Raw genomic sequence first — 23,907 nt, forward strand, 5'->3', positions numbered from 1 at the left:
CAAAAAGGCACCTGCATCAAGTTGGGTTCTCAGGTCCGGTCGCCGAATGGCCGCGACGGGAGGGACGGTTTTGCGGGATTGATGAACACCCCTCATTAACCCTTGCCGATCTACCCGTCTAGTCCCCACTCGTTAGCTGACTTAATGTTTCCCAACGCAAACGACGGGAGATCGAAGTGCACAAGCGCACACTCGGGAACAGTTCACTCCAAGCCTCAGCCTTGGGCTTGTCAATCTGGCGCTGGTCGACGTGGTGAAAGCCGTCGCTGAGCGTAAGCACGCGACACCTGCGCAGACGCATGTGCACGGCGAACGCCTGCCGGAATTGGCGCTGAAAATGACCAGAGTGAGTCCGTCCAATGCGGGGCCGCGTGCGGCGCCGCTTCAATACCTGACCGGAGTTAATCCGATGAACCGATTGTTCGCACCACTTGTTGCTTTATCACTCATGGCCGCAGAAGCCCGGGCCGCCAGCGAAATCCGCGTAACACCGAACGGCTCCCAGCCCTCGATCCAGGGTCTGGCGCAAAACTTTACCGGCACGGCGCGCGTGGATGGCCTGTTCAAGGGTGATCCGCCGGCGCGCATCGGCGGCGGCACGGTGACCTTCGAACCCGGCGCACGCACGGCGTGGCACACCCATCCGCTGGGACAAACGCTGATCGTCACCGCTGGCGTCGGCTACGTGCAGCAAGAGGGCGGCCCGCGTCAGGAGATCCGGCCGGGCGACATTGTCTGGATCCCGCCACATACCCGCCACTGGCATGGAGCTACCGCCAGCAACGGCATGACCCATATCGCGATCGCTGAAGCCGAGGATGGCAAGACCGTTACTTGGTCGGAACAGGTCTCGGATGGGCAATACGCCGGTAAATGAAGTTACGAAATGCGTCAAAGCTGCTCGCTCGACACGTTCGTGGCAATCGGCCACGCGACCTCGAGGCCTCGATTCTTCGGGGGCGCGCCGGGATTTCTGTGATGGCTGCAACGCCGACTCATGAGTTCTGCTCAGGAACCCATGCGCATTATCGGGGTTAATCGCCACAACCATCCTCCGTACGATCCAGCGACACCGCAGTGACCTGCAATGGAAGGAGCTTTTCACGATGACCACTGACATAAGCAAGACCCGCTACCATCCCGCGCTAATGGCGCTCTGTCTGAGCCTTGGGGGGATGTTCAGCGTTATCACCCATGCAGCCGAGGCATCGCAAACCATGACCAGCACACAAGCCAGCGCAGAAACACTGTCGAGCCAACAACAGGCTATTCCTCTGATCGCAGCGTTTATGGCTACCAGCGACATGCCCAACCTCAATGCAGCCCTCAATCAAGGCCTCGACGCCGGCCTGACCATCAGCGAAACCCGCGAAATTCTGGTTCAGCTCTACGCTTACGTAGGCTTCCCGCGCAGCCTTAATGCCTTGAACGAACTGATGACCGTGGTGCAGGCGCGCAAACAACGCGGCATCGACGATGCGCCGGGGCGTGAGCCTAACCGAGCGATTCCAGTCGGTGATGACCTGCTGGCGGTGGGCGCCGCGAATCAAACAAAAATTTCCGGTGCCCCAGTCAAAGGCCCGGTGTTCGAGTTCGCTCCGGTGATTAACCGGTTTCTACAAACCCATCTGTTTGGCGACATCTTCGAGCGCGACAATCTCGACTGGCAAAGCCGCGAACTGGCGACCGTCGGGGCGCTGGCAGCGACGCCGGGTGTGGAATCGCAATTGCGCTCGCACATGCTGGTGAGCCTGCGCGTCGGAATCAGCGCATTGCAGTTGCGCCAAGTCATCGAGCAGTTGAAAAAACACGGCGATGCACAGACCGCCGAACGAGCAAAAACGGCGCTGTCCCAGGCCCAGGCGGCTTCGGGGAAATAACATGGAATATGCAAAACGCTTACTCAGCATCACCCTGCTCAGACTACCGGCAGCGTATGCGAGCCAGCCCATTGGTTCTGGCCCTTTACTGATCCAGCCGCACGGCAGCTTCGCCTCCATATGCCGGAGATTGGTATCAAGGGCAATATCCACTTTCCCATGTCCGATTTGAACAACGTGCAGATCGCAGACCTGGTGTCGGGGTTTCTGAAAAAAAGCATCTGGACTGACCAAGAGCCCACATCCATTTTCCAACTGCCGCTCTTTTGATTGTTCTGGAGTTTCAAATGAAAAACACACTTATGAAAGCCACGCTTATGTCAGCGCTGGTTGGCCTCTCTGCGGGCGAAGCCGCTGCTGCGGATTACAAAAAGAATCCGTTCACACTGGCGTACGACGGTGCCATTACCAAGAACGAGCCGGGCACGGTCAGCATCCATCCGGTCAGCTACAAGCTCAATGGCCTGGACATCGCCGCCAACGTTTACACTCCGGCCAACTACGATGCGAACAAGGCCTATCCGACCGTGGTGGTGGCGCATCCGAACGGCGGCGTCAAAGAGCAAGTCGCCGGTTTGTATGCCCAGCGACTGGCTGAACAGGGCTACATCACAATCACCGCAGATGCCGCGTTCCAAGGTGCCAGCGGCGGACAGCCGCGCAGTATCGACAAACCGGCGTATCGCATCGAAGACATCCATGGCATGGCCGACTTCATCACTCAGTACGCGGGGGTTGATGGTAAACGCATGGGTTTGCTCGGCATCTGCGGCGGTGGGGGCTACTCGCTGGCCGCCGCGCAAACCGACAAGCGCTTCAAATCGCTGGCAACCATCAGCATGTTCAACGCGGGTCGGGTGCGCCGTAACGGCTATAACGACTCGCAACTAGACACTGTTCAGCAACGCTTGCAACAGGCTTCCGCTGCGCGCGCCCAGGAAGCGGCCGGCGGCGCCGCGCTCTACTCGGGTGACGCCAACCTCACCGACGAGCAGATCGCCAAACTGCCCTTCGAACTGTACCGCCAGGGCTACGAGTATTACTGGAAAACCCACGCGCACCCGAACTCAACGTTCAAGTACACCACCAGCAGCCTGTTGGACTTGATGCGTTTTGACGCGACCAACCAGATCGAGTTGATCAATCAGCCATTGCTGATGATCGCCGGCAGCAAGGCTGACAGCCTTTACATGACTCAGGATGCATTTCCCAAGGCCACCGGCACCAAGGACAAGCAATTATTCATCATCGAAGGTGCCACCCACATCGAAACCTACTGGGTCCCGCGTTATGTCGACGCGGCAATGGGTAAGCTTACTGAGTTCTACGCACGAACCCTTTGATGGGCCCTTCGGAGGGGGGCGTATCCAGGTGGAACCATGCTTGCATGGAATAATCACGCGCCCCCACATGAGAGGTTCTCATCAATGTCTCGCGCCAATCTCAACGATCTGCAAGCTTTCGTAGTCATTACCCGCGAAGGCAGTTTCACCCGTGCGGCGGCGCAGTTGGGCGTCTCGCAGTCCGCTCTGAGCCACACCATGCGCGCACTCGAAGCCCGGCTCGGGGTTCGCCTGCTGACCCGAACTACCCGCAGCGTCTCCCCGACCGAAGCCGGTCAACGTTTGTATCAAACCATGGCACCGCGCTTTGACGAGATTGAACTCGAACTGGCGGCGGTCAGTGAGTTTCGCGACACCCCGGCGGGCACTGTGCGGATCCAAGCCTCTGAACATGCGGCGAACAACATTCTTTGGCCCAAGCTTTTGAAAGTACTTCCCGATTACCCGGATATCAAGGTCGAAATCACCGTCGACTACGCCCTCTCCGACATCGTCGCACAGCGCTACGATGCCGGCGTGCGGCTGGGCGATCAGGTTGCCAAAGACATGATCGCCGTGCCAATCGGCCCGTCGTTGCGCATTGCGGTCGTAGGGTCTCCCGTGTATTTCAAACAGAGACAAATTCCCAGGGAACCAAGAGATCTGGCTGCGCACAACTGCATCAATCTGCGTCTACCCACCCATGGGAGCCTGATGCAATGGGATTTTGAGAAGGACGGACACGAACTCAAGGCGCGCGTCGAGGGGCAATGGACTTTCAACAGCAGCGTATCGATTCTGCGTGCGGCTGTGGCGGGATGCGGTTTAGGATTTCTGCCAGAAGACATGGTCGCGAAGGAGCTGGCCGACGGCAGTCTGCTGCGAGTCCTTGAGGACTGGTGCCAACCTTTTGCGGGATACCATCTTTACTATCCGAATCGCCGTGAGGGTTCGTCAGCATTTGGCGTCGTGGTTGAAGCGTTGCTCTATAAACGATGAGCCATAGTCCACCAGGGAGTTTCTACCCCGTCCCACAACCCCGCGAATGAGCAGATGATCCGGATCGATTGCAGTCGTATAAAAACGGCTGCAATGGGTCAATTCTGTTGAAAAAGTTGGCTTCGGTTCCCACGGTAGAAAAGTAGGCGTCTGGGATTGAAAACTACGTTTACCGTGTGGTGAGCTTTAGTTCACTGGGGGCAGCTGTCAACCACGTTAAAGTTAGAGTAGGTCCATGGTGGCCATGGAATCAGCCATGTGGTAGCCCATCGCTTTGTAACCCGCCTGGCGCTTATCCCACATCCTCAGCAGCGCGACATTACCCTCGTCAACGAAGTCGATCACTCGCACGTCGGTCTTATCGGCGTGCGTTCGATGCAACCGCCCCGCATATTGCTGAAGGACGCCCTTCCATGAAATGGGCATTGCCAGCACCAGCGTGTCCAACGGCGGATGATCGAAGCCTTCACCTACTAGTTTTCCTGTTGCCAACAGCACTCGTGGAGCATCAGGGGGAAGGGACTCAAGCTCATGCATACGGGAAATTCGCTGTTTCTTAGGCACTCGCCCATGAAGCGTGAAAAGGTTATGCACGCGCTGCTTCAATTCTAATTCAAGGGCATCCACATGTTCCGTCCGCTCCGTTAACACTAGAATTTTTCTACCCTCGTTGTACGCCAGCTCAATCTCCGAGACGATTTTGGCTGTCCGCTCAGAGTCGTCGGCGAGACGCCGAAAAACGTCCTGAATCCCAAAGCCGTCGGGGACCACTATTGGTTTGGGCAGCAATCGAGGCACGACAGAGAGGTCATGGGGCGCACTCACTGGTCGAGCAGCAGTATGTCGGATCGGTCCGCACTGCATGAAAATAATGGGCTGCTGCCCATCTCGGCGCACTGGGGTTGCTGTGAGTCCCAGTACGTACCGCGCGGTAGCGCTCCTCAGTAGTGCCTCGAATGACACTGCTGATAGGTGATGACACTCATCAACGATGATCTGGCCGTAATTTTTTACCTGATCGCTGATCTCGCCTTTTCGCGATAACGACTGCATTACGGCAATGTCGATGATGCCTGTAAGCTTCGCTTTTCCGCCTCCAAGAGTACCAACGACACCACTCCCGACTCCCAAGAACGCCTGCAAGCGCTCTTGCCACTGCCTTAACAGTTCCGTCCGATGCACAAGCACCAACGTGTTAATGCCACGTGCGGCAATCAACGCTGCAGCACTCACCGTTTTACCGAAAGCTGTCGGTGCGCAGAGGATACCGGTGTCATGACTTAGCATTGCGCTGACAGCAGCCTCTTGATCAGAACGCAGGGTCCCGAGAAAGCTCACGTCGATGGGGTCGCCCGCGAAGCGTTCGTCTTTAAGAATAGGGGCAACCCCGTTTTCCTCTAAAAGCTCCAGCGCAGCATCCAAACAGCCACGTGGTAACGCAATATGTTTGGGGAAGTTCTGGGCACAGCCGATAATCCTTGGCTTGTTCCACACTGACATGCGCATGGCCTGAGCTTTGTAGAACTCAGGATTTTGAAAGGCAGCGAGCCGGACAAGCTGGTTTGCCAATGGCTGTGGCAATTCCGACTTTTCAAAGTAAATTAAGTTAGCCAGCGTGATGTTGACAGCAGCAGGCAACGGGCATGTCAATTTACGTGATCTCGATTCACAACCTTTCCAAGGTTCTGCATCACCTTCGTCATCGACATAGGCGACCCCTAGAGGGTCCCGATTACCCATCGCCTGGATAATAACGGGCTGGATATCTTCTGGACTCATGCGCTGAATCGATGCCAGGAAAGCCCATTGATCAGGATAAGGCTCAAGCGAGTCGTCTACAAAAACGCTATTGTTTTGGGCCCTGGCCCGTTTTTGTAAAGGGAGCGCGATGAGATTTCCAAAGCCGCCTTTGGGCATATAGTCCTGGTTTGGAAACAGTCGATCATAGGAGCTGAGCGCCAACTGCCGGGTGCGCTCACAGGCATGACTGATGATTGCGGCACCGAGGCGGCGCGCATCGCAGGCAGGAACATTACGCTCAAAGAAAATCCAGCCATGAGCCCCTTGGCCTGAGCGCGATATTTCCAGCTCCACCGGGACGTTCAGCTCATGGCATGACTGCACAAAAGCTTTGGAATCATCACGCCATTCGGCCTCATCGAAGTCGACCGCCAAAAAATAACAAGTGTCATCAGAGAGTAGGGGGTAGATACCAACGACCACTTCGCCCGCCAGATGGCGATAGACCACCTCATCGGTCAGCGGAAGCAGCTGGCGGTTACCGCAGTCGCCACATTTAATTCGGGGCTTCTCACAAACGCCAGGCCTCCATTCGTTTGCGCAAGCGGGTGCGTATCCTGATTTGCCTGCCTTGCTTTCCCAGCGGATGGGATAAACGTCCGTCCTACCACGAAACAAGCTTCGAAATAGGGCAAGCTTCCCTTCAGTATCGAGTTGCTGTGATTGTTCTGCTTGGACAATCGCTATCTTGACTGGCTCAGCAGGCGAGCGCCAATCGATGCCATGAGCATCCAGCAAGGCAACCAATCTTGCATTCTCAGCCCTTAGCTTCGCCACCAGACTAGCGTCTATCACCGCCTTCAGCCTCTACGTCACGTCTCAGGGGAAGCCTGTAGCCTCGAGCTACAACCCTCAGTCCATTAGTAAAACATAGAGGTTATCAAACAACAGAGGTTAGGTTCAGCGGCTCAAGAGGCCCGCCCTAATCCCAATCAATTTGTTGGCTGGCTCAATCTGCCAGTTAGGGATGCAGAGCGCGCAATTGCTGGCATTCGGTTAACGTTAAAAATTCCAGGATTTTCCTAGGCGCAGAGTGATCAGGTTTGTGGTCAGCAGGTAGTAGTAGCGCGTCGATTTCGAGTTTGAGTTCATGTGGTGGTTCAAAAACCAAACGAGATGCTTTCTTTCCCATGTCCATGGATTATCTCGGTTCCAGCGTTCAGAAATGGCTGCTTGAATAGTCTTGGTTTGGCGGATGTGACGTTCGCGTGTGGCATGTGCTCCAGTCAGTGCCCCAGCCAAGAAGATCTCCATATCGAATGGGTTGCAGTCAACGACAGTGCTTTGCCCGCTCTTTTCTACGTCTGTCTGATCACTCAACCCCGCAGCTTCAGTTCCCTCACCCGTTTGATCACAAACTGTTCAAACAAATGGTGCTCGGTGACCGCATCGTACATTTCATATTTTTTGAATGCTCGGATGACGGCTCCGCAGATTTCTGCCTCGTCGAGCGTTTTGTTTTTGCCGTAAGCAGCAGCAAGAATGCCGTTCATGTTCTGCAAATATCCCTGCATGCCAGTGTCATTCAGGATGTGGGTGAAGACTTCCCGCCACGGCCTTGTGTCTACTTCCCGTATGTCGCGGCCGATGAAGGTCCAGCTCATGTAAAGCTGGCCGTCTATTTCAAAGCTTTCGAAACGGCAGTCTGTCTGAAAGGTTTCGCTGCCGACTTCGGCATTTCGTTCTGGAGGATACGGTGCCGTTTGGGATCTTCGACTGTTGAGAACTCTGGATGCGCTGTCCACTTGCACGCAAATCACTGGCTGAGTAAGCGGGCGCAATATTTTATTGAGTGTTGCTTCTTTGGATGCCCCGGCGAGGGTAAGGACTGAGCGGAAGTACTGCTCCACACTGGATGCGGCTTTGAATGTTTCACGCAGCCATTCGGATGGCATCAGCAGCTCTGCGGCGAAGCGATTGGCTTCGGTCTCCATTTGGTTGTAGGCAGCATCAACTTCGCGGTTCTCCAGGTGGGAGACGATTGTGCCTGTGTGCCATGGGATAACTACGTGCCCGATTTCATGGGCCAGTGTAAATTTTCGACGGGTAGCAGGAGCGCTCGAGTTGATCAGGATGCGAGGCTTGGTAGCAGCACCAATGCCAATGGTGATTCCGTCCACACCGAACGGCAGTTCAAGGTACTCAAGCTCCCCATAGGCAGAGGCTAGCTGCTCTAGATCGTACGGCGGTGTCAGCTTGCGGATGGCCAGGACGCGACTGGCCATTTTCTCTTCTGGTGTCACTAGATCTTGCCCACGCTACGTAGCCAGGCTTCGACTTTGGTCGCTTCAGCGACCGATCGCGCGCGCGCAGCAATCGCAAATTTGTCTTGATCGAGCTGGTTCTTGAGAGAGGTGCCGTACTTGTGGGCAGTCAACACAAAAGGTAAGACCGACGGGGTGGTTGACCACAGTTGGTACTCTTCCCACTTCATGCCCAGATATTCATGCAGTTGCATGTCGGTGCCTTGACGCCCCTCGTGCCAGTCCTCGACGAATTGGTCGATCTCTTCTTCCAGCACATCGCCTTTAAGGCAAAGCTCTACAAAATTCATATGAACCTCTCAGTTCGGTTTGATCCTTCGTCCGCGTACGGCAGGTTTCAAAGCAAGCCCGGTTTCCGGGCAGACCGAACCCAGGTGAAAGCCACGTCGGTCGAAGACTTCAAACTCGCCGTGAAGCGAATCCCATGAGTAGTATCGTTGCTCTACGGCATCAAAGTAATACTTACGGCCACCCTCTACATACGCGACTCTGAAACCGCTGACAATAGAAGGATCAGGCCTCGGTTTGCCGCCCATCCGACGTTCCCTTAATCCTGAAAACTGGTCTTGGCATCTTCGCCAAGGAGGGACGGGACTATACCGTAGCTGGATTTGGCATGGGCGGCAGGCTGGAGCGCGGATTCGTTTCAAGAAATCGCAAGCTGCAGGTGAGGGGCCAGGGGATCGCCAAAACGAAAAAACCCGCCATAAGGCGGGTTTTCCGGGGGTTTCAGAGAATTGAAAGCAATCTCTGGAACCTTGTATGGTGCCGGCACCAGGAGTCGAACCCGGGACCTACTGATTACAAGTCAGTTGCTCTACCAACTGAGCTATACCGGCGTGTTAGGGCGACGATTATAGCGATTGGAAAGGTTCTGTAAACCCCTGAATTCTGACTATTTTTGCAAAAAACCAAGGTTTCTTGCGATTAGCGTGTTTTCCACAAGGTGACGCAGCGTGAAAAGCCATCACTTTGGCGTCAGGCCAAGGACCGCACGCACCTGAGCGATCCGACGCCTAGCAAGGTTTTCCAACTGCTGAAACGTAAAAAATACCCCCTTAAAGTCCGCTTTATAAGCGTAACGCCAGATGCTTATGCACAATCGGTTGGTAACAGCTGTCACTAAACAGCCATTTTGTGCAGCCGTTCTCAACACGCTGCAACTGCCTGTTTTGTGTGCGTTTTATTTTGTGAACAAAAAATGACCAGCACGGCTTTTGGCGTCTAACGCCGATAGCTACAGCCTTTGCAAAGATTTCATCAACAGAGTTATCCACAGGGCATGTGTAGGATTTTTTGCCCCTTATTCGCGCTGGGCCAGCACCATCAGGTTGCGGGGGGTGAGTGCTGGTTCGCAGAAGGTGCCCACTTGGACGTTGTAACCCTGTTCGGTCAAAAACAGTGCGCGGTCTAGCACCAGCCACATTTCCAGTGGGCGGCGAAACAAACCCCTCACTAACTCGAGGTTTCGCACTTCGGCCAAGCGCTGCCAGCCATGGGCTTCGAGTGCTGGCCAGTCCTGTTCACCTGTAGATAAACCCTTGAGGTTTGCCAGTTCGCGGCAATAGTCGGCAAAGGGTTTATCCAGCCAACTGGCGGGCACGGAAGGTGTTGGCAGGTAGTCGTCGCAGCCACGCAGTTGCCGTTGCAGTTGGTCAAAGCCCAGGCGGCGGGCCATGGAGGTGTCCCGTTGTTGGCGTACACGGTTGCCGGCGGTGACGGTTTCGCTCAGGGGCAGGCCCAGGTCATCAATCGACAGTTGCAGCGGGGAGGCGCGCCCGGCGGCGGAGAGGGCTTGATAATGGTCGGCGGTGATGCGGTTGTAGCAGCAGGGCGCCAGGGCCAGTTGTTTGCAGCCGGCGGCGCTGGCCAGTTGCAGCAGGCGCACATGCAGGTCGCCGCAGGCATGCAGGGCGACCGGGGTGTGTTCGGGCTGGATGGCAACATCCGCCATTACGTCTTGCAGGTGATGGGTTGCGGGCAGGCCGTGGCGATCACTCAAGGCTTGGCCGGAGGCGATCAGGGCGGGGTCGTATTCCAGGCAGGTCAGCTGTTGGCCGGGTTGCAGCAGGCGGCGGCCTAGGTGGCCTTTGCCGGCGCACCAGTCCAGCCAGTGGGCTGGCGTTTGGGTAAAAGTCAGCGCGGCGCCGAAGGCTTCGATCTGTTGCCACTTACGTCCGGGCACATCCACGTTCAGGCGGTGGCGAGCGGGGTCAAGGGCGTGGACGGGTAACTTATCCACAGCACTCAGGCGCAGCGCGTGAGCGGCCAGCTGTGGAAAAGGGGCGGGTGCCGGCAGTTCATGGGGTTGGTTGTGACTGGCTTCAGCTTCGGCCAACGAACGCCGACGCAGCCACTGGGATAACTCGGGATGCTCGGTTTCCCAAGGCAACTGCAACTGGGTAAAGGGCCGTGGTCGCCACAGCCCTTGGTGTTCAGTCAGGAATGCATCCAGTGCCTGGAAGCGTGCCTCAACGTCCTTGGCATGCATCGACGCGCAGCCACTTTTCCAGCAGTTTGAAACCGCGCACCAGCACGTAGGCCATCAGCAGGTAGAACAACCCCGCGGCGAAGAAAATCTCCACCGGCAGGTAAGTGCGGGCAATGATGGTGCGCGCCATGCCGGTCAGTTCCAGCAGGGTCACGGTACTGGCCAGGGCGCTGGCCTTGAGCATCAGGATCACTTCGTTGCTGTAAGCCGGCAGGCCGATGCGTGAGGCGCGGGGCAGGATGATGTAGAACAGCGTTTTCGGTTTGGACATGCCCAATGCCCGCGCTGCTTCGATTTCGCCCGGCGGAATGGCCTGGATCGCGCCGCGCAGAATCTCGGCAATGTAGGCGGCGGTGTGCAGGGTCATGGTGGCGGTGGCGCACCAGAACGGGTCTCGCAGGTACGGCCACATGAAGCTGTTGCGCACGGCATCGAACTGCGCCAGGCCGTAATACACCAGGAACAACTGCACCAGCAGCGGCGTGCCACGGAAGAAGAAAATGTAGGCATAGGGCAGGGCGCTCACGTACCAGCGGCGCGAAGAGCGGGCAATGCCCAGTGGGATCGCCAGCAGCAGGCCAGCGATCACCGCGATTGCCACCAGCTCCAGGGTCAGGGTTGCGCCCTGGGCCAATTTCGGCAGCCACTTGATGATCACGGCCCAGTTCAGGCCCAGGTCAAAGTGCGATAGCCAGCTGTAGTCGCCGCTCATTGGGTGCTCCTTGCAAAGCCGCGGGCGGCGCGTTTTTCCAGGAAGTGCATGCTGATCATCGCCAGCACGGTCAGGCCCAGGTACATGAACGCGGCGACCATGAAGAAGGTGAAGGGCTGCTTGGTCACGGTCACGCCGATTTGCGCGTGGCGCATGATTTCTTCAAGGCCGATCACCGACACCAGCGCGGTGTCTTTCATCAGGATCATGAACAGGTTACCCAGGCCCGGCAGGGCGATGCGCCACATCTGCGGCATGATCAGCCGGGTGAAAATCCGAAACTTCGACAGCCCCAACGCTACGCCGGCTTCGCGGTGGCCCTTGGGAATGGCGAGGATCGCGCCGCGGAACACCTCGGTGGCGTAGGCGCCGAAGCACAGGCCCAGGGCGATGACGCCGGCGGCGAAGGCACTCAGCGACAGGTCTGGGTTGCCGAAGAACTCACCGAGGGCACGCATCAGGTTGACGGTGCCGAAGTAAATCAGCAGCACCCACAGCAGCTCGGGAATACCGCGAACGATGGTTGAGTACGCACCGCCCAGCCATTGCAGCGGCTTGTACGGGGAAGTCTTGGCCAAGGCGCCGGCAAGGCCGAGCACCAGCCCCAGGCACAGGGCCGTGAGCGCCAGTTTGACGGTCATCAGCGCGCCGGCGGCGAGGGCCGGGCCGAATCCGTAGAGATCGAAATTCATGGTGTTTTCATATCGCGGCAGGCATTGCTAAAAGCCAGCGCGCTCGCAGGAGCGCGCCGGGCAGGCCGTTTCAGATCATTCGATGCTGAACGGGAAGTACTTGTCGTTGATCTTTTTGTAGGTGCCGTCTGCCTTGATCTCTGCCAGGGCTTTGTTCAGGCGCTCGCGCAGCGGGTCGCCCTTGCGTACGGCGATACCGATCTTGTCGCTTTCTACCACCGGGTCGCCTTTGAATTCATAGGCCGAACCGTCTTTGCTCTTGAGCCATTCGTACTGCACGTACTTGTCAGCCAGGATGCCGTCGAGGCGACCGGAGGTCAGGTCGAGGTAGGCGTTTTCCTGAGTGTCGTAGAGCTTGGCTTCGGTGTCCGGCAGCTTGTCTTCCAGGTAGGTGCCGGCCAGCGTTGCGCGCTGTGCACCGATCACCTTGCCTTTGAGGTAAGTGGCGTCGGTCTTGAAATCCGCAGTGGCTTTGGGCGCGATGAACTGCAGCTTGTTGGAGTAGTACGGGTCGGTGAAGTCAACCGCTTGCTTGCGCTCGTCGGTGATCGACAGCGAGGACACCAGGAAGTCGAACTTCTTGGCGTTCAGGGCCGGGATGATGCCGTCCCAGTCGGACACATACACTTCGCACTTCTCGACTTTCATCTTGGCGCACAGGGCGTCGCCGATGTCCTTGTCGAAGCCGACAACGTTGCCGCTGGCGTCTTTATTGTTGAACGGCGGGTAGGCCGCTTCGATCCCCATCTTCAAGGTTTCTGCCATGGCCGTGGCGCTGAACGCCATCGAGACGGCCGCGGCCAGAAGGAATTTCTTATAGGTCTGCATGCATGTTGCTCCGTTAGCGGTTGCTGGACATGAATTGTTTGCAGCGCGCCGAAAGCGGGTTTTCAAATACCTGCTGTGGCGATCCTTGCTCTTCGACCAGGCCCTGGTGCAAAAACACCACTTCGCTGGATACCTGACGGGCGAAGCCCATTTCGTGGGTGACCAGCAGCATGGTGCGGCCCTCTTCGGCCAGTGCGCGGATCACATTAAGTACTTCCTGGACCATTTCCGGGTCAAGCGCCGAAGTCGGCTCGTCGAACAGGATGACTTTTGGCTGCATCGCCAGCGTACGCGCAATCGCCGCGCGTTGTTGTTGGCCGCCAGAGAGTTGCGCAGGGTAGGCGTGGCGCTTGTCGGCGATACCGACCTTGGCCAGCAGGGCCTCGGCCACTTCTATCGCTTCGGCCTTGCTCTGGCCGAGCACGCGGCGAGGGGCCTCGATGATGTTGTCGAGGATGCTCATGTGCGGCCACAGGTTAAAGTTTTGAAACACAAAACCGATTTCGCTGCGCAGGCGGTTGATCTGCTTGCCGTCGGCAGCCATCAACTCACCGTTTTTCGCGGCCTTGAGCTTGAGTTCTTCGCCGGCCACCAGGATCTGGCCCTGATGCGGGTTTTCCAGCAGGTTGATGCAGCGCAGGAAGGTGGACTTGCCGGAACCGGAGGAACCCAGGATCGAGATCACATCGCCGTCGCGAGCGGTCAGCGAGATACCTTTGAGTACCTCAAGCTCACCATAGCGTTTATGCAAGTTGCGGATTTCAAGCGCGGGCGTGGCCTCGGCCATGTGCGGTCCTCATTGTGTTCGTTGCGATCTTCGCTGTTGGGCCGCCTTCCTGGCGAGGCGCCAAGCTAGCATAGCGTTTGGATGACAGCCAACAGCGCTGCGGACGGTTAACCGGTGGTCTGCGGCAGGGTGTCGCATCGGCGCAGCAGTGTGTCGCGCCATCAACAACCTACAGACGTTTGAGCCGGAAAGATCCACAGGCTTCGCGTAAAAAAGGGCGCGATGGTGCCAGCTTTGGCCGGGTGTTGGAAGGGTTAACCGGGCAAACGGTCCATATCAGCCCGGTTATGGGGCGTCACGTACTTTTTGTGTGTGTTTTTGGTGCGTCGCAATGCCGTGAATGTGAGTCGCACGGTAACGCTATAGCGGAATGCCATTGTTCTCAATGACTTGCGATGGGTGGCGAATTGTCCTACAGGCCCCGTCAACTGTGGCTCTGAAATATTTTGGCGCAAATCTTGCGTAAAAAATAAAGAACGCCCTGTTGGATTCTTTTCACGAGAAAGGCTGCAAGCCGGGCGAACCGTTTTCGCAATTCCACGCAAAGGTGTGTCAATGAGTAGTACGCAAAGCTCCAATGACCTCGAACAGGGGCTCAAACCGCGTCACGTCACGATGCTGTCGATTGCCGGTGTCATCGGCGCCGGTTTGTTTGTCGGCTCCGGCCATGCGATCGCTGCTGCCGGCCCGGCTGTACTGTTGGCCTATGCAGCCGCCGGTACGCTGGTGGTCTTGGTGATGCGCATGCTGGCCGAGATGGCCGTTGCGTCACCGGATACCGGTTCGTTTTCTACCTATGCCGACCGGGCAATCGGCCACTGGGCCGGTTTCACCATTGGCTGGCTCTACTGGTGGTTCTGGGTGCTGGTGATTCCACTGGAAGCCAACGCGGCGGCGACCATCCTGCACGCCTGGTTCCCCGACGTGGCGATCTGGGTGTTCACCCTGGTCATTACCTTGCTGCTCACCGCAACCAACTTGTTCAGCGTGAAGAACTACGGCGAGTTCGAGTTCTGGTTTGCGCTGATCAAGGTCGTGGCGATCGTGGGCTTTGTGATCCTCGGCCTGGCCGCGATCTTCGGCTTCTTGCCCACCAGCCAGGTCAGCGGTGTTTCGCACCTGTTCGATACCCAAGGGTTCATGCCCAACGGCATGGGCGCCGTATTGGCGGCGATCCTGACCACCATGTTCTCGTTCATGGGCACCGAGATTGTCACCATCGCTGCAGCCGAATCGAAGAACCCGGGCCAGCAAATCACCAAGGCCACCAACTCGGTGATCTGGCGGATTGGTTTGTTCTACCTGTTGTCGATCTTCATCGTCGTGTCCCTGGTGCCTTGGAACGATCCGACCCTGGCTGCCGTAGGTTCCTACCAGACCGTGCTGGAGCGCATGGGTATCCCGAACGCCAAGCTGATTGTCGACCTGGTGGTGCTGGTTGCCGTGACCAGCTGCCTCAACTCAGCGCTGTACACCGCCTCGCGCATGCTGTTCTCCCTGGGCCGTCGCGGTGACGCACCGGCCGTGGCCAAGCGTACCAACAAGAGCGGCACGCCTTACTGGGCAGTGTTGCTGTCTACCGGCGCTGCATTCCTGGCGGTATTCGCCAACTATGTCGCTCCGGCGGCGGTGTTCGAATTCCTGCTGGCCAGCTCCGGCGCCATCGCGTTGCTGGTGTACCTGGTGATTGCCGTGTCGCAACTGCGCATGCGCCAGAAGCGTGCGGCGGCGGGCGAGAAGATCGTCTTCAAGATGTGGCTGTTCCCAGGCCTGACGTACGCGGTGATGGTGTTTATCGTCGGTACGTTGACCATCATGCTGTTCCAGGAAGCGCACCGGGTCGAGATCATCGCGACGGGTGTGTTGAGCTTGCTGGTGGTGTTGGCGGGGTTGGTGGTGGCGAGCCGTCGCAAGGCCCAAAGAGTGGGGGCTGCGGCGCTTAACTGATACGCCGCTATTCAAACTGTGGGAGCGGGCTTGCTCGCGAATGCATTCTGACAGTCACTCAATTATTGACTGGTCTACCGCATTCGCGAGCAAGCCCGCTCCCACATTTTTGTTTTGTGTCAGTCGGGGGCGTTGGCCAGCGCCTGGGACGCCGCCACGTAATCGGCCTGGAACTGCGGCGACTCAATCCACGCTAACGCCGCGGCTTCGTCATCGCTGTCCGTCGCCCACTGCCGATACTCGATCAGCGCCGCCAGGATAAAGTCGGTCGCTTCCTCTTCGCCTTCCTGCTCCAGCACCAACGCCAGCAACGGGTGCGCCAGGAACACCGCACACAGCGCCTGCTGGCTGATCTCGCCGGCGGTACGCATTTCGACGAACAGTTCAGTCAAATCCACCGACTCAAGGTCGATGCGGCTGTCGTCGCCCGCGAAGGCATCCGGCTTGTGTGCCACGGCGCGCTGGGTGCGGTTTTGCTTGGCCTTGGCTTTTGCCCGGTGGGCGCGTTTTTGCTGCTTGTTTGGCGAGGCCATGGGCTCGACGTCCTTGGGGTCTGGGGTCTAGAGGGTGTATTGAAGCGCAGGTTGGGGTAAATCCCAAGGGTTTCTCGGGCGGCAATGATTGCTGTAGTGCTCGACCTTATCTGCGCGGGTACTTAGGCTGACAGTCTAATGATCCACCAGAGCCCGCCCATGACCCGTGACACCCTGGAACACCATCAGGTCCCGATCTACTTCGTTGCTGTCTTTGTGGCGGTCACGTTCGGTCTGCTCTGGCCCTTGTCAGCTCAGGGCCTCAGCCTTTGGGTGACACCTGCCATCGCCGTGCTGATGTATGCGATGTTTTTGCAGATCCCCTTTCTTGAGCTGCGCCAAGGCTTGGGCAACAAGCGCTTCATGGCGGCCTTGCTGCTGGCCAATTTCATCCTGGTGCCTTTGCTGGTGTGGGGGTTGACCCGCGGCCTGGTGGAGCGCCCGGCGTTGCTGGTGGGCGCTCTGCTGGTGTTGCTGACGCCCTGTATCGACTACGTGGTGGTGTTTACCCATATCGGCAAGGGCGATTCGCGGTCGATGCTGGCGGCAACCCCGCTGCTGCTGTTGCTGCAACTGTTGCTGTTGCCGGTATACCTGGGGCTGATGTTGGGCGAGCAATCCAGCGTGGTGGTAGTGGCGGGGCCCTTTGTCGAGGCGTTCGTGGGGTTGATTGTGGTGCCGATGCTTCTGGCGGTCCTCACCAGCGCTCTTGCGCGGCGGTCGAGCACCATCAGTCATTGGAACAGTGCCTGGGCGTGGTTGCCGGTGCCGGCGATGGCGCTGGTGTTGTTTGTCGTGCTCGCTTCGCACATCACTGCGGTGGTGCGAGATATCAACTTGTTGTTGCCGGTCATTCCAATCTACGTGGCGTTTGTACTGTTGGCGCCGTTGATGGGCATTGGGGCTGCGCGGCTGTTCGCACTGCCAGCGGTGACGGCGCGGGCGGTGACGTTCAGTGCGTCGACGCGTAATTCGCTGGTGGTTTTGCCACTGGCGCTGGCCCTGCCGGAGGATGTGCGCGGTTTGGCCGCAACGGTGGTGATCCTGCAGACCCTGATCGAGTTGGTTGCCGAATTGCTCTACGTTCGCCTGATCCCGGCAGTGGTGTGGCCCACCAGTCGGTAACCACGTGAATGTGCAGGTCTGTTCAGGCGCCATTCAGGGGCGCGTTCGGCACCATACGCCAGCGCTTCCCACCTGACAGGTCACCCGATGGATTACCGCAACCGTTTTCGCCTGGAGTCACTGGGTATTTTCCTGGTTGCTCTCTTGTTGTTCACAGGAGGCATCTGGGATCAGCAGCCCCAGGGTTTTGACGGGCGTTGGGCGCTGTTCATGCAGGAAATGTATCACCACGGCGCGAGTCTTTTCCCCACCACCTACGGCCAGCCCTATGCGGACTACCCAGGCACCGCGACCTTCTTCAGTTATCTATTCGCCCGCTTGTTCGACGCGCCGAACCACTTGGCGAATGTGCTGCCCACGGCGCTCGCGTCGGCGGGGGTGATCGCGCTGATGTATCGCCTGCTGGCACCCTACAGCCGTGCCTGGTCGCTGCTGACGGTGCTGCTCACGCTACTCACCGCCCAGCTGCTCGAAAAGTCGCGCTCGGTTTGTCTGGACCAGATGGTCGCGTTGTTATGCGTAAGCAGTTTCTACCTGTTGCACACCGGCGAACGCCTCGGGTCACGGCTGAGGCAACTGGCGGTGTTCCCGCTGTTCATCCTGGGTTTCGCCATACGTGGGCCGCTGGGGTTGATTGAAGTCTGCGGGGTGGTGTGTGTGTATTGGGCGTTGGGCAAGCCGGGGGAGCGTGTCCGGCAGGTGCTGATCCACGGCGTTGTCGGCCTGGTGCTGCTCGCAGCGTGCTGGTGGCTGCTGATGAAGCTTGCGCGGTTCAGTGGTGGCGATGCCTTTGCCGATGAAGTCTTCAAGATGCAAGTCGGTGGGCGTCTGGATGAGTCGGGTGAGCCGTTTTACTTTTACTTCCAGCTGAGCTTGTACCGCTACTTCCCGGTGGTACCGCTGGCGTTGGCGACCCTGGTGATGCTGCGCCATCGCTGGCCCGAGCGTTGGGCCAATGAGCACCTGCAATTGCTGGTGCGCTTGGGGGGCTGCGGCTTGATGATTCTGCTCGGCCTGTCGGTACCGCATTTCAAGCGCGCTTATTACATTCTGCCGATGGTGCCGATGTTTGCGGCTGTCGCTGCCTATGGGCTGCTTCATGCGCAAGGCTGGCTGGTGGGCGTGCGCCGTTGCTATGAATGGCTCGTCGCGGCGCTGCCGGCGTTGTGCGTGGTTGTGTTGTTTGTGTGTCGACACGCCTGGCACAAACAGGGCTACTGGCCGGAGATTTCCTTGCCGTTGATGATCGGCGTGCTGGTGGTGCTGCAAGCCGCAGCGTTGATTGCCTGGCAGCGAGCATGGCGGTTGGTGTGGCTCAGTCTGATCGCCCTGGCGGCGCAATGGCTGTTGCTGGTGACGGTGATAGAGCCGGCCAAGGACCTGCAATTCGACACCCGGCGGTTTGTCAGCCAAGTGGAGGCGTTGCGGGAGGCGCAGCCAGGCCCCTTGGTGTTTGTCGACCTGGCCCGGGATACCTGGGCGGTGCGCTACATGATGAACCTGGATCACGATGAACAGCCGCTATTTGTCGGGCGTCACGAACTTGAGAAGTTGGCGGCGCTGCCCCGGCCCTCCTGGGTGATTGTGTCGCGCAAGGAGACCGCGTTGTTGAAGGGTTCGCCGGTGGAGCACCTGGCACCGAGCTATCAGGGGCGCTTGAATGACAATCCGTTGATGGTGTTTTTGCTCAGGTAAGGAGGCCCTTGAGCCAAGGGGCTGCCGAGCAGCTGATTACTTGCAACGGAAGCCTTCAGGCATCGTGACCGTGTAGTTGCGCTGCACGCGGTCCTGAAAATTCAGATTCTGCAAACCCTGCTGTACCAGAAAGGCTTCTACCTTGGCGGCTTGGCAATCGTCGTTATAGGACGACGCCCGTAGCAGGTAGACCGCACGCCTGCTCACTTCATCGCGAGCGGTGACCCGGAAGGTGGTGAGCGTGGTGTAGCCGGTGCGCTCCGAGGTCCCTACCGGGCCGTAGGAAGTGTTTGGGGTACTGGTACAGGTCAGTTGGTCGGTCTTTTTCTTGTTCTTCTTGCATTGGGTGGTGGTGCTGTTTGCCACTTGCCCGTATTCGGTGGCGGTGTAGCGATAAGTCACCTGCTTGCTGTCGACATCCAGGGTGACGGTCATTTTGATCGGCGCGTGGTTCTTGGGCAGGGTGGTGTCGGTGAAGACATTGCGAAAGCCCTGGTCCTGCATGGCGCGAACCATGTCGCGCAGGTAGTAGCGGGCATTGAGCGAGTTTTCATCACTGCCGCCAGTGGAGGTCACCAGCACGGTTGCCTGGCGGTCAAAGTGATAGTCGGGATCAGGCGTTGCGTTGATCGCTACGTCCAGCTGCGTGGCACACCCACTGAGCAGGGCGGTCAGTATTAATAGGGTGCAAAGCAAGAAGCGGGTCATGAAAAAACCTTACAACTGAGATTTGGGTAAAGGCTGAACGATTGAGTCCAGCCAAAAATAACCCTCAATCGTCCTGCTGCGACATCGTGTCCGTAATGCGTGAGTCGCATTAAATCGCAGGCAATAAAAAACCCCAAGGAACACATTGTTCCTTGGGGTTTTTCGGTATTTTGGTGCCCAGAGACGGAATCGAACCGCCGACACGGGGATTTTCAATCCCCTGCTCTACCGACTGAGCTATCTGGGCAACGGGGCGCATTAAACGGGTTTTTCAGGGGGGCGTCAAGCAAGTTTTCAAAAAATATTTAATTATTACCGTCGCTTACGTGCCAACCCCGATTTTTGATCAATTATTGAGCAGGTGGAACGTAGCCTTCGGCCTTGGCGTAATCTTCGCCGGAAAAGAACTTGTCCATTTCGCCCTGCAGGTATTTGCGGTCTTCGGCGTTCATCATGTTCAGGCGTTTTTCGTTAATCAGCAGGGTCTGGTGTTTTTGCCAGTCGGCCCAGGCCTGGGCGGAGACGTTATCGTAGATGTCCTGGCCTTTGGCACCCGGAAAAGGGGCACGTTCGAGGGCTGGCAGTTCTTCTTTGTACTTGCGGCACATGATGGTGCGGGTCATGACGAAACTCCTGCGTTCAATACGTCGGCCGCGCGCTTCAGCAGTTTTTTCACCGGGGCGGCAAGGCCCAGGCGCGGCGGGGTGGCGAGGTTATACCAGAGCCAGTCGGCCTCGGCCACGTGATGGGCGGTTTCCTCGACCTGGACCAGCCAGGGTTCGATGGCCAGCTGGAAGTGGCTGAAGGTGTGGACCAACCCAGGCAGTTCCTGATGCTTGCCCAGCGCCAGCGCGTGCTGGTTGGCGAGGTGATCCAGGTCTTGCAGGTCGTCCAGCTCCGGCAAGCTCCACAAGCCGCCCCACAAGCCCGTAGACGGGCGACGGTAAAGCAGGATGGCGCCCTCGGCGTTGGCCAGCATCGGCATCAGCGTGCGCTTTTGTGGGATGGTCTTGCGCGGCTTGGGGATCGGGTAGCGCGTCTCCAGGCCCAGCATGTGGGCTTCGCAGCCTTTTTCCAGCGGGCACAGCAGGCAACTGGGTTTGCTGCGGGTGCACAGGGTGGCGCCCATGTCCATCATGGCCTGGGTGTAGGCGTTGACGCGCTCGAAGGGCGTGAAGCGCTCTGCGGTGGCCCACAACTGCTTGGCCACCTTGGGTTCGCCAGGGTAGCCCTCTTGCGCGGTAAAGCGCGCCAGCACGCGTTTGACGTTGCCGTCGAGGATCGGTGCGCGCACGCCCATGCTCAGGCTGGCAATCGCGCCAGCGGTGGACAGGCCGATGCCCGGCAGTTCGGTGAGCTTTTCCACGTCGCGGGGGAATTCGCCGCCGTATTCGGCCACCACTATCTTCGCGGTCTTCTGCAGGTTGCGCGCCCGGGTGTAGTAGCCCAGGCCCGTCCACAGGTGCAGCACCTCATCTTCCGGCGCGGTGGCCAGGGCTTCGACGGTCGGCAGGGAGGCCATGAACCGGTCGAAGTAGTTGAGCACGGTGCTGACCTGGGTCTGTTGCAGCATGATCTCCGACACCCACACCCGGTAAGGGGTAATGCCCTGTTGCCAAGGCAGGTCGTGGCGGCCATGGCGGTCGTACCAGTCCAGCACCGCTTGTGAAAACTGCTCGTTTCTCATCGGTTGAACAGGCCTTTCAATGCGTCTTTGAGCTTGGGGTTAACCTTGTCGAGCTTCTCTTCCAGCTTCTCGTTGAGGCGATTACCGGCCGCCTTGAGGGCGACCTGGCCCAGGCCGTCCTTGTCCAGGCGGCAGGCCTTGGCGCCCAGCTCAAGCGGGCCACGGCAGCGCAGCGGCACTTCAATGCCCTGGAAGTTGGCGCCGACCTGGCAGGCCGGGTCCGGCACCTCGCGCTTGTCGCCTTCGACGATGATGCCGACGCGGTAGTCCATGCCCAGCACACGTAAATCCACATCACCGTTGCCGTTGAGCGTCAGGCCAGGGATGCGCACTTTCAGGTCGGGGTTGCTGGCCACGCCGTTACGGAACGTGAGGTTGCCGCGCAGTTCCTGGAAGGGCGTGTCCTTGCCGCCTGGTGTGGTGCTCAGGGTCTTGCGGTTGAGCAGGGCGATGCCGGTACACAGTTGCTGCTCGATGTTGGCATTGAGCAGCACACCGTTGTTGATCACGATGCTGGTGGTGCCGTTGAGGCTGTCGATCAGGGCCTTCTGGCTATTGCCACTGCCGCTGAGGTTACTGTCGAGGGTGAGCTGGCCTTTGACCGGCGGGTTTTTCCCTTGGGCCTGCAGGATGCGTTCAACAGGCACCTGCTTGATGTGGCTTTGCAGGGCCAACACTGGCGTGTCCTGGCGTACGTCGAGTGTGCCGTTGGCCTGGAACGTGCCGTTGTAGAGACCGCCGCTAAGGGTGTCGAGCTTGAGTTGCCCGTCAATGCCAGAGGCTTTGAGCACCGCGTTCTGAATGGGCAACTGGCTCAGGGTCAGCTCTCCAAAGGCCAGGTCTGCATTCACGTCCAGGCTGCGCAGGCGCGTCAGCGGCAGCAGTTTGTCGTTGCTCCAGGCACCTTTGGTCGGCGCCTCCGGCAATGGCGTGTTGCCGCCTGCCGCCATGGCGCCGGCTTCGCTGCTCTGTACTTCGGCCTGGCGTGCGGCAGTTGCGCCTTTGGCAGCTTCGGATTTGGCCGGCAGGTAATTGTCGGCATTGAAGGTATCGCCTTTGAGCTGCACACGCAGGGATTGCTTGGCGAAGTCATCCACGGCGACGCGGCCGGTGAAGGTGCTGCCATCGAGCTTCAGGTTCAGGTCTTCCAGGGCGACGCTGGTGGGCGTGCCCTTGAGGCGGCTCACCAGCTCGACCTTGCTCAGGCTGCCTGGGGCCATGGCAGGCAGTGGGTGGCCGACGCTCTCAAGAAACTTGGCCAGGTCAAACTGGGCAACCGATAGGGCGCCGCTGATCTGCGGGGTCTTGTCCAGGTCATTGGCCTTCAGTTCGCCCAGGGCGCGCAGTTGGTTGGCCGCCAGTTTCAGGTTGGTCCATTCGGCGACGTTGGCCGCCAGGTCCACCAACAGTTGGCCCTGGGTAGAAAAGCTCACGGTTTTGCCTTGCAACGGCTCACCGGTGGCCTCGCCACTAAGGCGCATGTCTTCGAACTGATAACGCTTGAGCGCGCGCTGGATGCGCAAGTTGCCGTTCAGCTCGGTCTTGACCCGCATCAGCGGCTGGTTGCTACCCAGGAACGCCGTGAGTTTCAGCGGGATGCTGGCGCCTTCGTGAATGGCACCGGCACTCAGCTGGATACTTTCGGCACTCAATTGCTTGCCGGTCTGTTCATCGGTGTATTCGACGCGGGCGTTGTTGATGGTCAGGCTGTCGATGTCCAGGCGGATCGGCTGCGGCGGTTTTTCCGGCTTGGTTTCAGCCACCGGTTCGACCGGCGCGGGAGCGGGGGCGCCTGTGGTTTCGTCGGGCAGGTTCTTGCCGATGTCTTCCCAGTTGCCGTGACCTTGTTTGTCGCGGTTCAGGCGCAGGTTCAGGCCCTCGACACGTACATCGCTCATCTGCACTTCGCGGCGCAGCAGCGGCAGCACGCGCACCGACAGGCCGAGCATCTGCAAGTCGGCAAACGGTTGAGTCGGTGCGGTCAGGGTTGCGACGCTGGCTTCATGAAGCTCCAGGCCCAGCCAGGGGAACAGGCTCCAGCCGATATCGCCATTGAGCGTCAGCTCGATGTGGGCCTTGTCGCGGGCTATCTGGCGAATTTCTTCTTTGTAGTCGTTGGGATCGAAAAGGTGGGTCAGGGCAAAGCCGAGCGCCACAATGATCAGCAACAGCCCGAGAAGTACCAGACCCAGGATTTTGCCGAACGCTTTCATGGGCGAGTCCTTGTATGTCGATTTCAAAATTTAGCCGCAGAGTATAACGCCCGAAGGCCGGCGTCAGTTCACGGATCGTTACATTGTATCCAACGGCGCGGAAATGGGATTTTGACGTCAGAAAAATACAGATAATCCAAAAAAGGTAGTGGCAGTTTGATTTTTCTGTCATCCACTGGTGCTAATCTCTGCACGTTCGTCCGCCTTCTGCGACTTAACGTCGC

General features: G+C 58.4%; 22 protein-coding genes and 2 tRNA genes. 7 read left to right on the plus strand and 17 right to left on the minus strand.

Annotated features, from left to right (window positions below):
• The first annotated feature begins 409 nt into the window (after positions 1 to 409).
• The 4 genes from BUE92_RS14880 to BUE92_RS14895 all read left to right on the plus strand — a co-directional run bounded on the left by BUE92_RS14880 (position 410) and on the right by BUE92_RS14895 (position 4,201).
• Positions 410 to 877 carry a (R)-mandelonitrile lyase gene (locus BUE92_RS14880; protein ID WP_073524606.1) on the plus strand — a complete coding sequence of 156 codons (468 nt, stop codon included), beginning with the start codon at positions 410 to 412 and terminating at the stop codon, positions 875 to 877.
• A gap of 229 nt (positions 878 to 1,106) precedes the next feature.
• Positions 1,107 to 1,880: a carboxymuconolactone decarboxylase family protein gene (locus tag BUE92_RS14885; protein ID WP_073524608.1), complete on the plus strand. Its 774-nt coding sequence runs from the start codon at positions 1,107 to 1,109 to the stop codon at positions 1,878 to 1,880.
• Positions 1,881 to 2,167: 287 nt separating this feature from the next.
• A complete protein-coding gene (locus tag BUE92_RS14890; protein WP_073524610.1) occupies positions 2,168 to 3,223 on the plus strand; it encodes an alpha/beta hydrolase in 1,056 nt (351 codons plus the stop codon).
• Between the two features lie 84 nt (positions 3,224 to 3,307).
• The gene (locus BUE92_RS14895; protein ID WP_073524612.1) at positions 3,308 to 4,201 is read left to right on the plus strand and encodes a LysR family transcriptional regulator; all 894 of its coding nucleotides are present in this window, start codon (positions 3,308 to 3,310) and stop codon (positions 4,199 to 4,201) included.
• A gap of 222 nt (positions 4,202 to 4,423) precedes the next feature.
• Here BUE92_RS14895 and BUE92_RS14900 read toward each other — a convergent pair whose 3' ends face one another.
• The 11 genes from BUE92_RS14900 to BUE92_RS14950 form a co-directional block, all read right to left on the minus strand.
• Positions 4,424 to 6,796, minus strand: coding sequence for a TOTE conflict system archaeo-eukaryotic primase domain-containing protein (locus tag BUE92_RS14900; RefSeq protein ID WP_073524614.1), 2,373 nt, complete (start codon positions 6,794 to 6,796; stop codon positions 4,424 to 4,426).
• Positions 6,797 to 7,003: 207 nt separating this feature from the next.
• Complete coding sequence (locus BUE92_RS14905; RefSeq protein ID WP_073525027.1) at positions 7,004 to 7,255, minus strand: hypothetical protein; 252 nt, start codon at positions 7,253 to 7,255, stop codon at positions 7,004 to 7,006.
• 62 nt (positions 7,256 to 7,317) lie between these two features.
• A complete protein-coding gene (locus tag BUE92_RS14910; protein WP_073524615.1) occupies positions 7,318 to 8,226 on the minus strand; it encodes an ImmA/IrrE family metallo-endopeptidase in 909 nt (302 codons plus the stop codon).
• A gap of 17 nt (positions 8,227 to 8,243) precedes the next feature.
• Positions 8,244 to 8,555, minus strand: a complete 312-nt coding sequence (locus tag BUE92_RS14915) for a hypothetical protein (protein WP_073524616.1) — start codon at positions 8,553 to 8,555, stop codon at positions 8,244 to 8,246.
• 9 nt (positions 8,556 to 8,564) lie between these two features.
• Positions 8,565 to 8,801: a colicin E3/pyocin S6 family cytotoxin gene (locus tag BUE92_RS14920; protein WP_018606357.1), complete on the minus strand. Its 237-nt coding sequence runs from the start codon at positions 8,799 to 8,801 to the stop codon at positions 8,565 to 8,567.
• Positions 8,802 to 9,028: 227 nt separating this feature from the next.
• Positions 9,029 to 9,104: transfer RNA gene (locus BUE92_RS14925), tRNA-Thr, on the minus strand.
• 464 nt (positions 9,105 to 9,568) lie between these two features.
• Positions 9,569 to 10,756 carry a methyltransferase gene (locus BUE92_RS14930; RefSeq protein ID WP_073524617.1) on the minus strand — a complete coding sequence of 396 codons (1,188 nt, stop codon included), beginning with the start codon at positions 10,754 to 10,756 and terminating at the stop codon, positions 9,569 to 9,571.
• A complete protein-coding gene (locus tag BUE92_RS14935) occupies positions 10,737 to 11,426 on the minus strand; it encodes an ABC transporter permease (RefSeq protein WP_032897644.1) in 690 nt (229 codons plus the stop codon). The genes BUE92_RS14930 and BUE92_RS14935 overlap by 20 nt, the downstream gene beginning before the upstream one ends.
• Before the next feature lie 38 nt (positions 11,427 to 11,464).
• On the minus strand, positions 11,465 to 12,160 hold the full coding sequence (locus BUE92_RS14940) for an ABC transporter permease (RefSeq protein WP_032878373.1): 696 nt from the start codon (positions 12,158 to 12,160) through the stop codon (positions 11,465 to 11,467).
• A 75-nt stretch (positions 12,161 to 12,235) separates the two neighbouring features.
• Positions 12,236 to 12,988: an ABC transporter substrate-binding protein gene (locus tag BUE92_RS14945; RefSeq protein WP_014716503.1), complete on the minus strand. Its 753-nt coding sequence runs from the start codon at positions 12,986 to 12,988 to the stop codon at positions 12,236 to 12,238.
• Positions 12,989 to 13,001: 13 nt separating this feature from the next.
• Complete coding sequence (locus BUE92_RS14950) at positions 13,002 to 13,775, minus strand: ABC transporter ATP-binding protein (protein WP_010213906.1); 774 nt, start codon at positions 13,773 to 13,775, stop codon at positions 13,002 to 13,004.
• Positions 13,776 to 14,330: 555 nt separating this feature from the next.
• On the opposite strand from BUE92_RS14950, the gene gabP reads away from it, so the two are divergent.
• The gene (gabP, locus tag BUE92_RS14955; protein ID WP_034125525.1) at positions 14,331 to 15,722 is read left to right on the plus strand and encodes a GABA permease; all 1,392 of its coding nucleotides are present in this window, start codon (positions 14,331 to 14,333) and stop codon (positions 15,720 to 15,722) included.
• 119 nt (positions 15,723 to 15,841) lie between these two features.
• Here the strand turns inward: gabP and BUE92_RS14960 are convergent, their stop codons facing one another.
• The gene (locus tag BUE92_RS14960; protein WP_014716505.1) at positions 15,842 to 16,255 is read right to left on the minus strand and encodes a hypothetical protein; all 414 of its coding nucleotides are present in this window, start codon (positions 16,253 to 16,255) and stop codon (positions 15,842 to 15,844) included.
• Positions 16,256 to 16,414: 159 nt separating this feature from the next.
• Here BUE92_RS14960 and BUE92_RS14965 point away from each other — a divergent pair, with 159 nt between their 5' ends.
• Positions 16,415 to 17,380, plus strand: a complete 966-nt coding sequence (locus BUE92_RS14965) for an arsenic resistance protein (RefSeq protein WP_073524618.1) — start codon at positions 16,415 to 16,417, stop codon at positions 17,378 to 17,380.
• Between the two features lie 87 nt (positions 17,381 to 17,467).
• Positions 17,468 to 19,075, plus strand: a complete 1,608-nt coding sequence (locus BUE92_RS14970) for an ArnT family glycosyltransferase (protein WP_073524619.1) — start codon at positions 17,468 to 17,470, stop codon at positions 19,073 to 19,075.
• Positions 19,076 to 19,111: 36 nt separating this feature from the next.
• On the opposite strand, the gene BUE92_RS14975 is transcribed toward BUE92_RS14970, so the two are convergent.
• From BUE92_RS14975 to BUE92_RS14995, 5 genes are all read right to left on the minus strand, one after another.
• Entirely contained in the window at positions 19,112 to 19,783 is a 672-nt protein-coding gene (locus BUE92_RS14975; protein ID WP_073524621.1) for a hypothetical protein, read from the minus strand.
• Positions 19,784 to 19,954: 171 nt separating this feature from the next.
• Positions 19,955 to 20,030 (minus strand) — tRNA-Phe (locus BUE92_RS14980).
• Between the two features lie 103 nt (positions 20,031 to 20,133).
• Complete coding sequence (locus BUE92_RS14985) at positions 20,134 to 20,406, minus strand: oxidative damage protection protein (protein ID WP_073524622.1); 273 nt, start codon at positions 20,404 to 20,406, stop codon at positions 20,134 to 20,136.
• Positions 20,403 to 21,470 carry an A/G-specific adenine glycosylase gene (gene mutY, locus BUE92_RS14990; RefSeq protein ID WP_073524623.1) on the minus strand — a complete coding sequence of 356 codons (1,068 nt, stop codon included), beginning with the start codon at positions 21,468 to 21,470 and terminating at the stop codon, positions 20,403 to 20,405. Before mutY ends, BUE92_RS14985 begins: the two co-directional genes overlap by 4 nt.
• Positions 21,467 to 23,683: an AsmA family protein gene (locus BUE92_RS14995; RefSeq protein ID WP_073524624.1), complete on the minus strand. Its 2,217-nt coding sequence runs from the start codon at positions 23,681 to 23,683 to the stop codon at positions 21,467 to 21,469. The genes mutY and BUE92_RS14995 overlap by 4 nt, the downstream gene beginning before the upstream one ends.
• Positions 23,684 to 23,907: the final 224 nt, after the last annotated feature.

It is taken from the genome of Pseudomonas fluorescens, from assembly GCF_001902145.1.
Classification (GTDB): domain Bacteria; phylum Pseudomonadota; class Gammaproteobacteria; order Pseudomonadales; family Pseudomonadaceae; genus Aquipseudomonas; species Aquipseudomonas fluorescens_BV.

Coding starts and splice junctions, on each gene's coding strand:
- mutY (WP_073524623.1), bottom strand. CDS start 21,470: ATGAGAAACGAGCAGTTTTCACAAGCGGTGCTGGACTGGTACGACCGC.
- BUE92_RS14885 (WP_073524608.1), top strand. CDS start 1,107: ATGACCACTGACATAAGCAAGACCCGCTACCATCCCGCGCTAATGGCG.
- BUE92_RS14910 (WP_073524615.1), bottom strand. CDS start 8,226: ATGGCCAGTCGCGTCCTGGCCATCCGCAAGCTGACACCGCCGTACGAT.
- BUE92_RS14930 (WP_073524617.1), bottom strand. CDS start 10,756: ATGCATGCCAAGGACGTTGAGGCACGCTTCCAGGCACTGGATGCATTC.
- BUE92_RS14970 (WP_073524619.1), top strand. CDS start 17,468: ATGGATTACCGCAACCGTTTTCGCCTGGAGTCACTGGGTATTTTCCTG.
- BUE92_RS14950 (WP_010213906.1), bottom strand. CDS start 13,775: ATGGCCGAGGCCACGCCCGCGCTTGAAATCCGCAACTTGCATAAACGC.
- BUE92_RS14995 (WP_073524624.1), bottom strand. CDS start 23,683: ATGAAAGCGTTCGGCAAAATCCTGGGTCTGGTACTTCTCGGGCTGTTG.
- BUE92_RS14940 (WP_032878373.1), bottom strand. CDS start 12,160: ATGAATTTCGATCTCTACGGATTCGGCCCGGCCCTCGCCGCCGGCGCG.
- BUE92_RS14905 (WP_073525027.1), bottom strand. CDS start 7,255: ATGGAGATCTTCTTGGCTGGGGCACTGACTGGAGCACATGCCACACGC.
- BUE92_RS14960 (WP_014716505.1), bottom strand. CDS start 16,255: ATGGCCTCGCCAAACAAGCAGCAAAAACGCGCCCACCGGGCAAAAGCC.
- BUE92_RS14880 (WP_073524606.1), top strand. CDS start 410: ATGAACCGATTGTTCGCACCACTTGTTGCTTTATCACTCATGGCCGCA.
- BUE92_RS14920 (WP_018606357.1), bottom strand. CDS start 8,801: ATGGGCGGCAAACCGAGGCCTGATCCTTCTATTGTCAGCGGTTTCAGA.
- BUE92_RS14985 (WP_073524622.1), bottom strand. CDS start 20,406: ATGACCCGCACCATCATGTGCCGCAAGTACAAAGAAGAACTGCCAGCC.
- BUE92_RS14975 (WP_073524621.1), bottom strand. CDS start 19,783: ATGACCCGCTTCTTGCTTTGCACCCTATTAATACTGACCGCCCTGCTC.
- gabP (WP_034125525.1), top strand. CDS start 14,331: ATGAGTAGTACGCAAAGCTCCAATGACCTCGAACAGGGGCTCAAACCG.
- BUE92_RS14890 (WP_073524610.1), top strand. CDS start 2,168: ATGAAAAACACACTTATGAAAGCCACGCTTATGTCAGCGCTGGTTGGC.
- BUE92_RS14915 (WP_073524616.1), bottom strand. CDS start 8,555: ATGAATTTTGTAGAGCTTTGCCTTAAAGGCGATGTGCTGGAAGAAGAG.
- BUE92_RS14895 (WP_073524612.1), top strand. CDS start 3,308: ATGTCTCGCGCCAATCTCAACGATCTGCAAGCTTTCGTAGTCATTACC.
- BUE92_RS14945 (WP_014716503.1), bottom strand. CDS start 12,988: ATGCAGACCTATAAGAAATTCCTTCTGGCCGCGGCCGTCTCGATGGCG.
- BUE92_RS14965 (WP_073524618.1), top strand. CDS start 16,415: ATGACCCGTGACACCCTGGAACACCATCAGGTCCCGATCTACTTCGTT.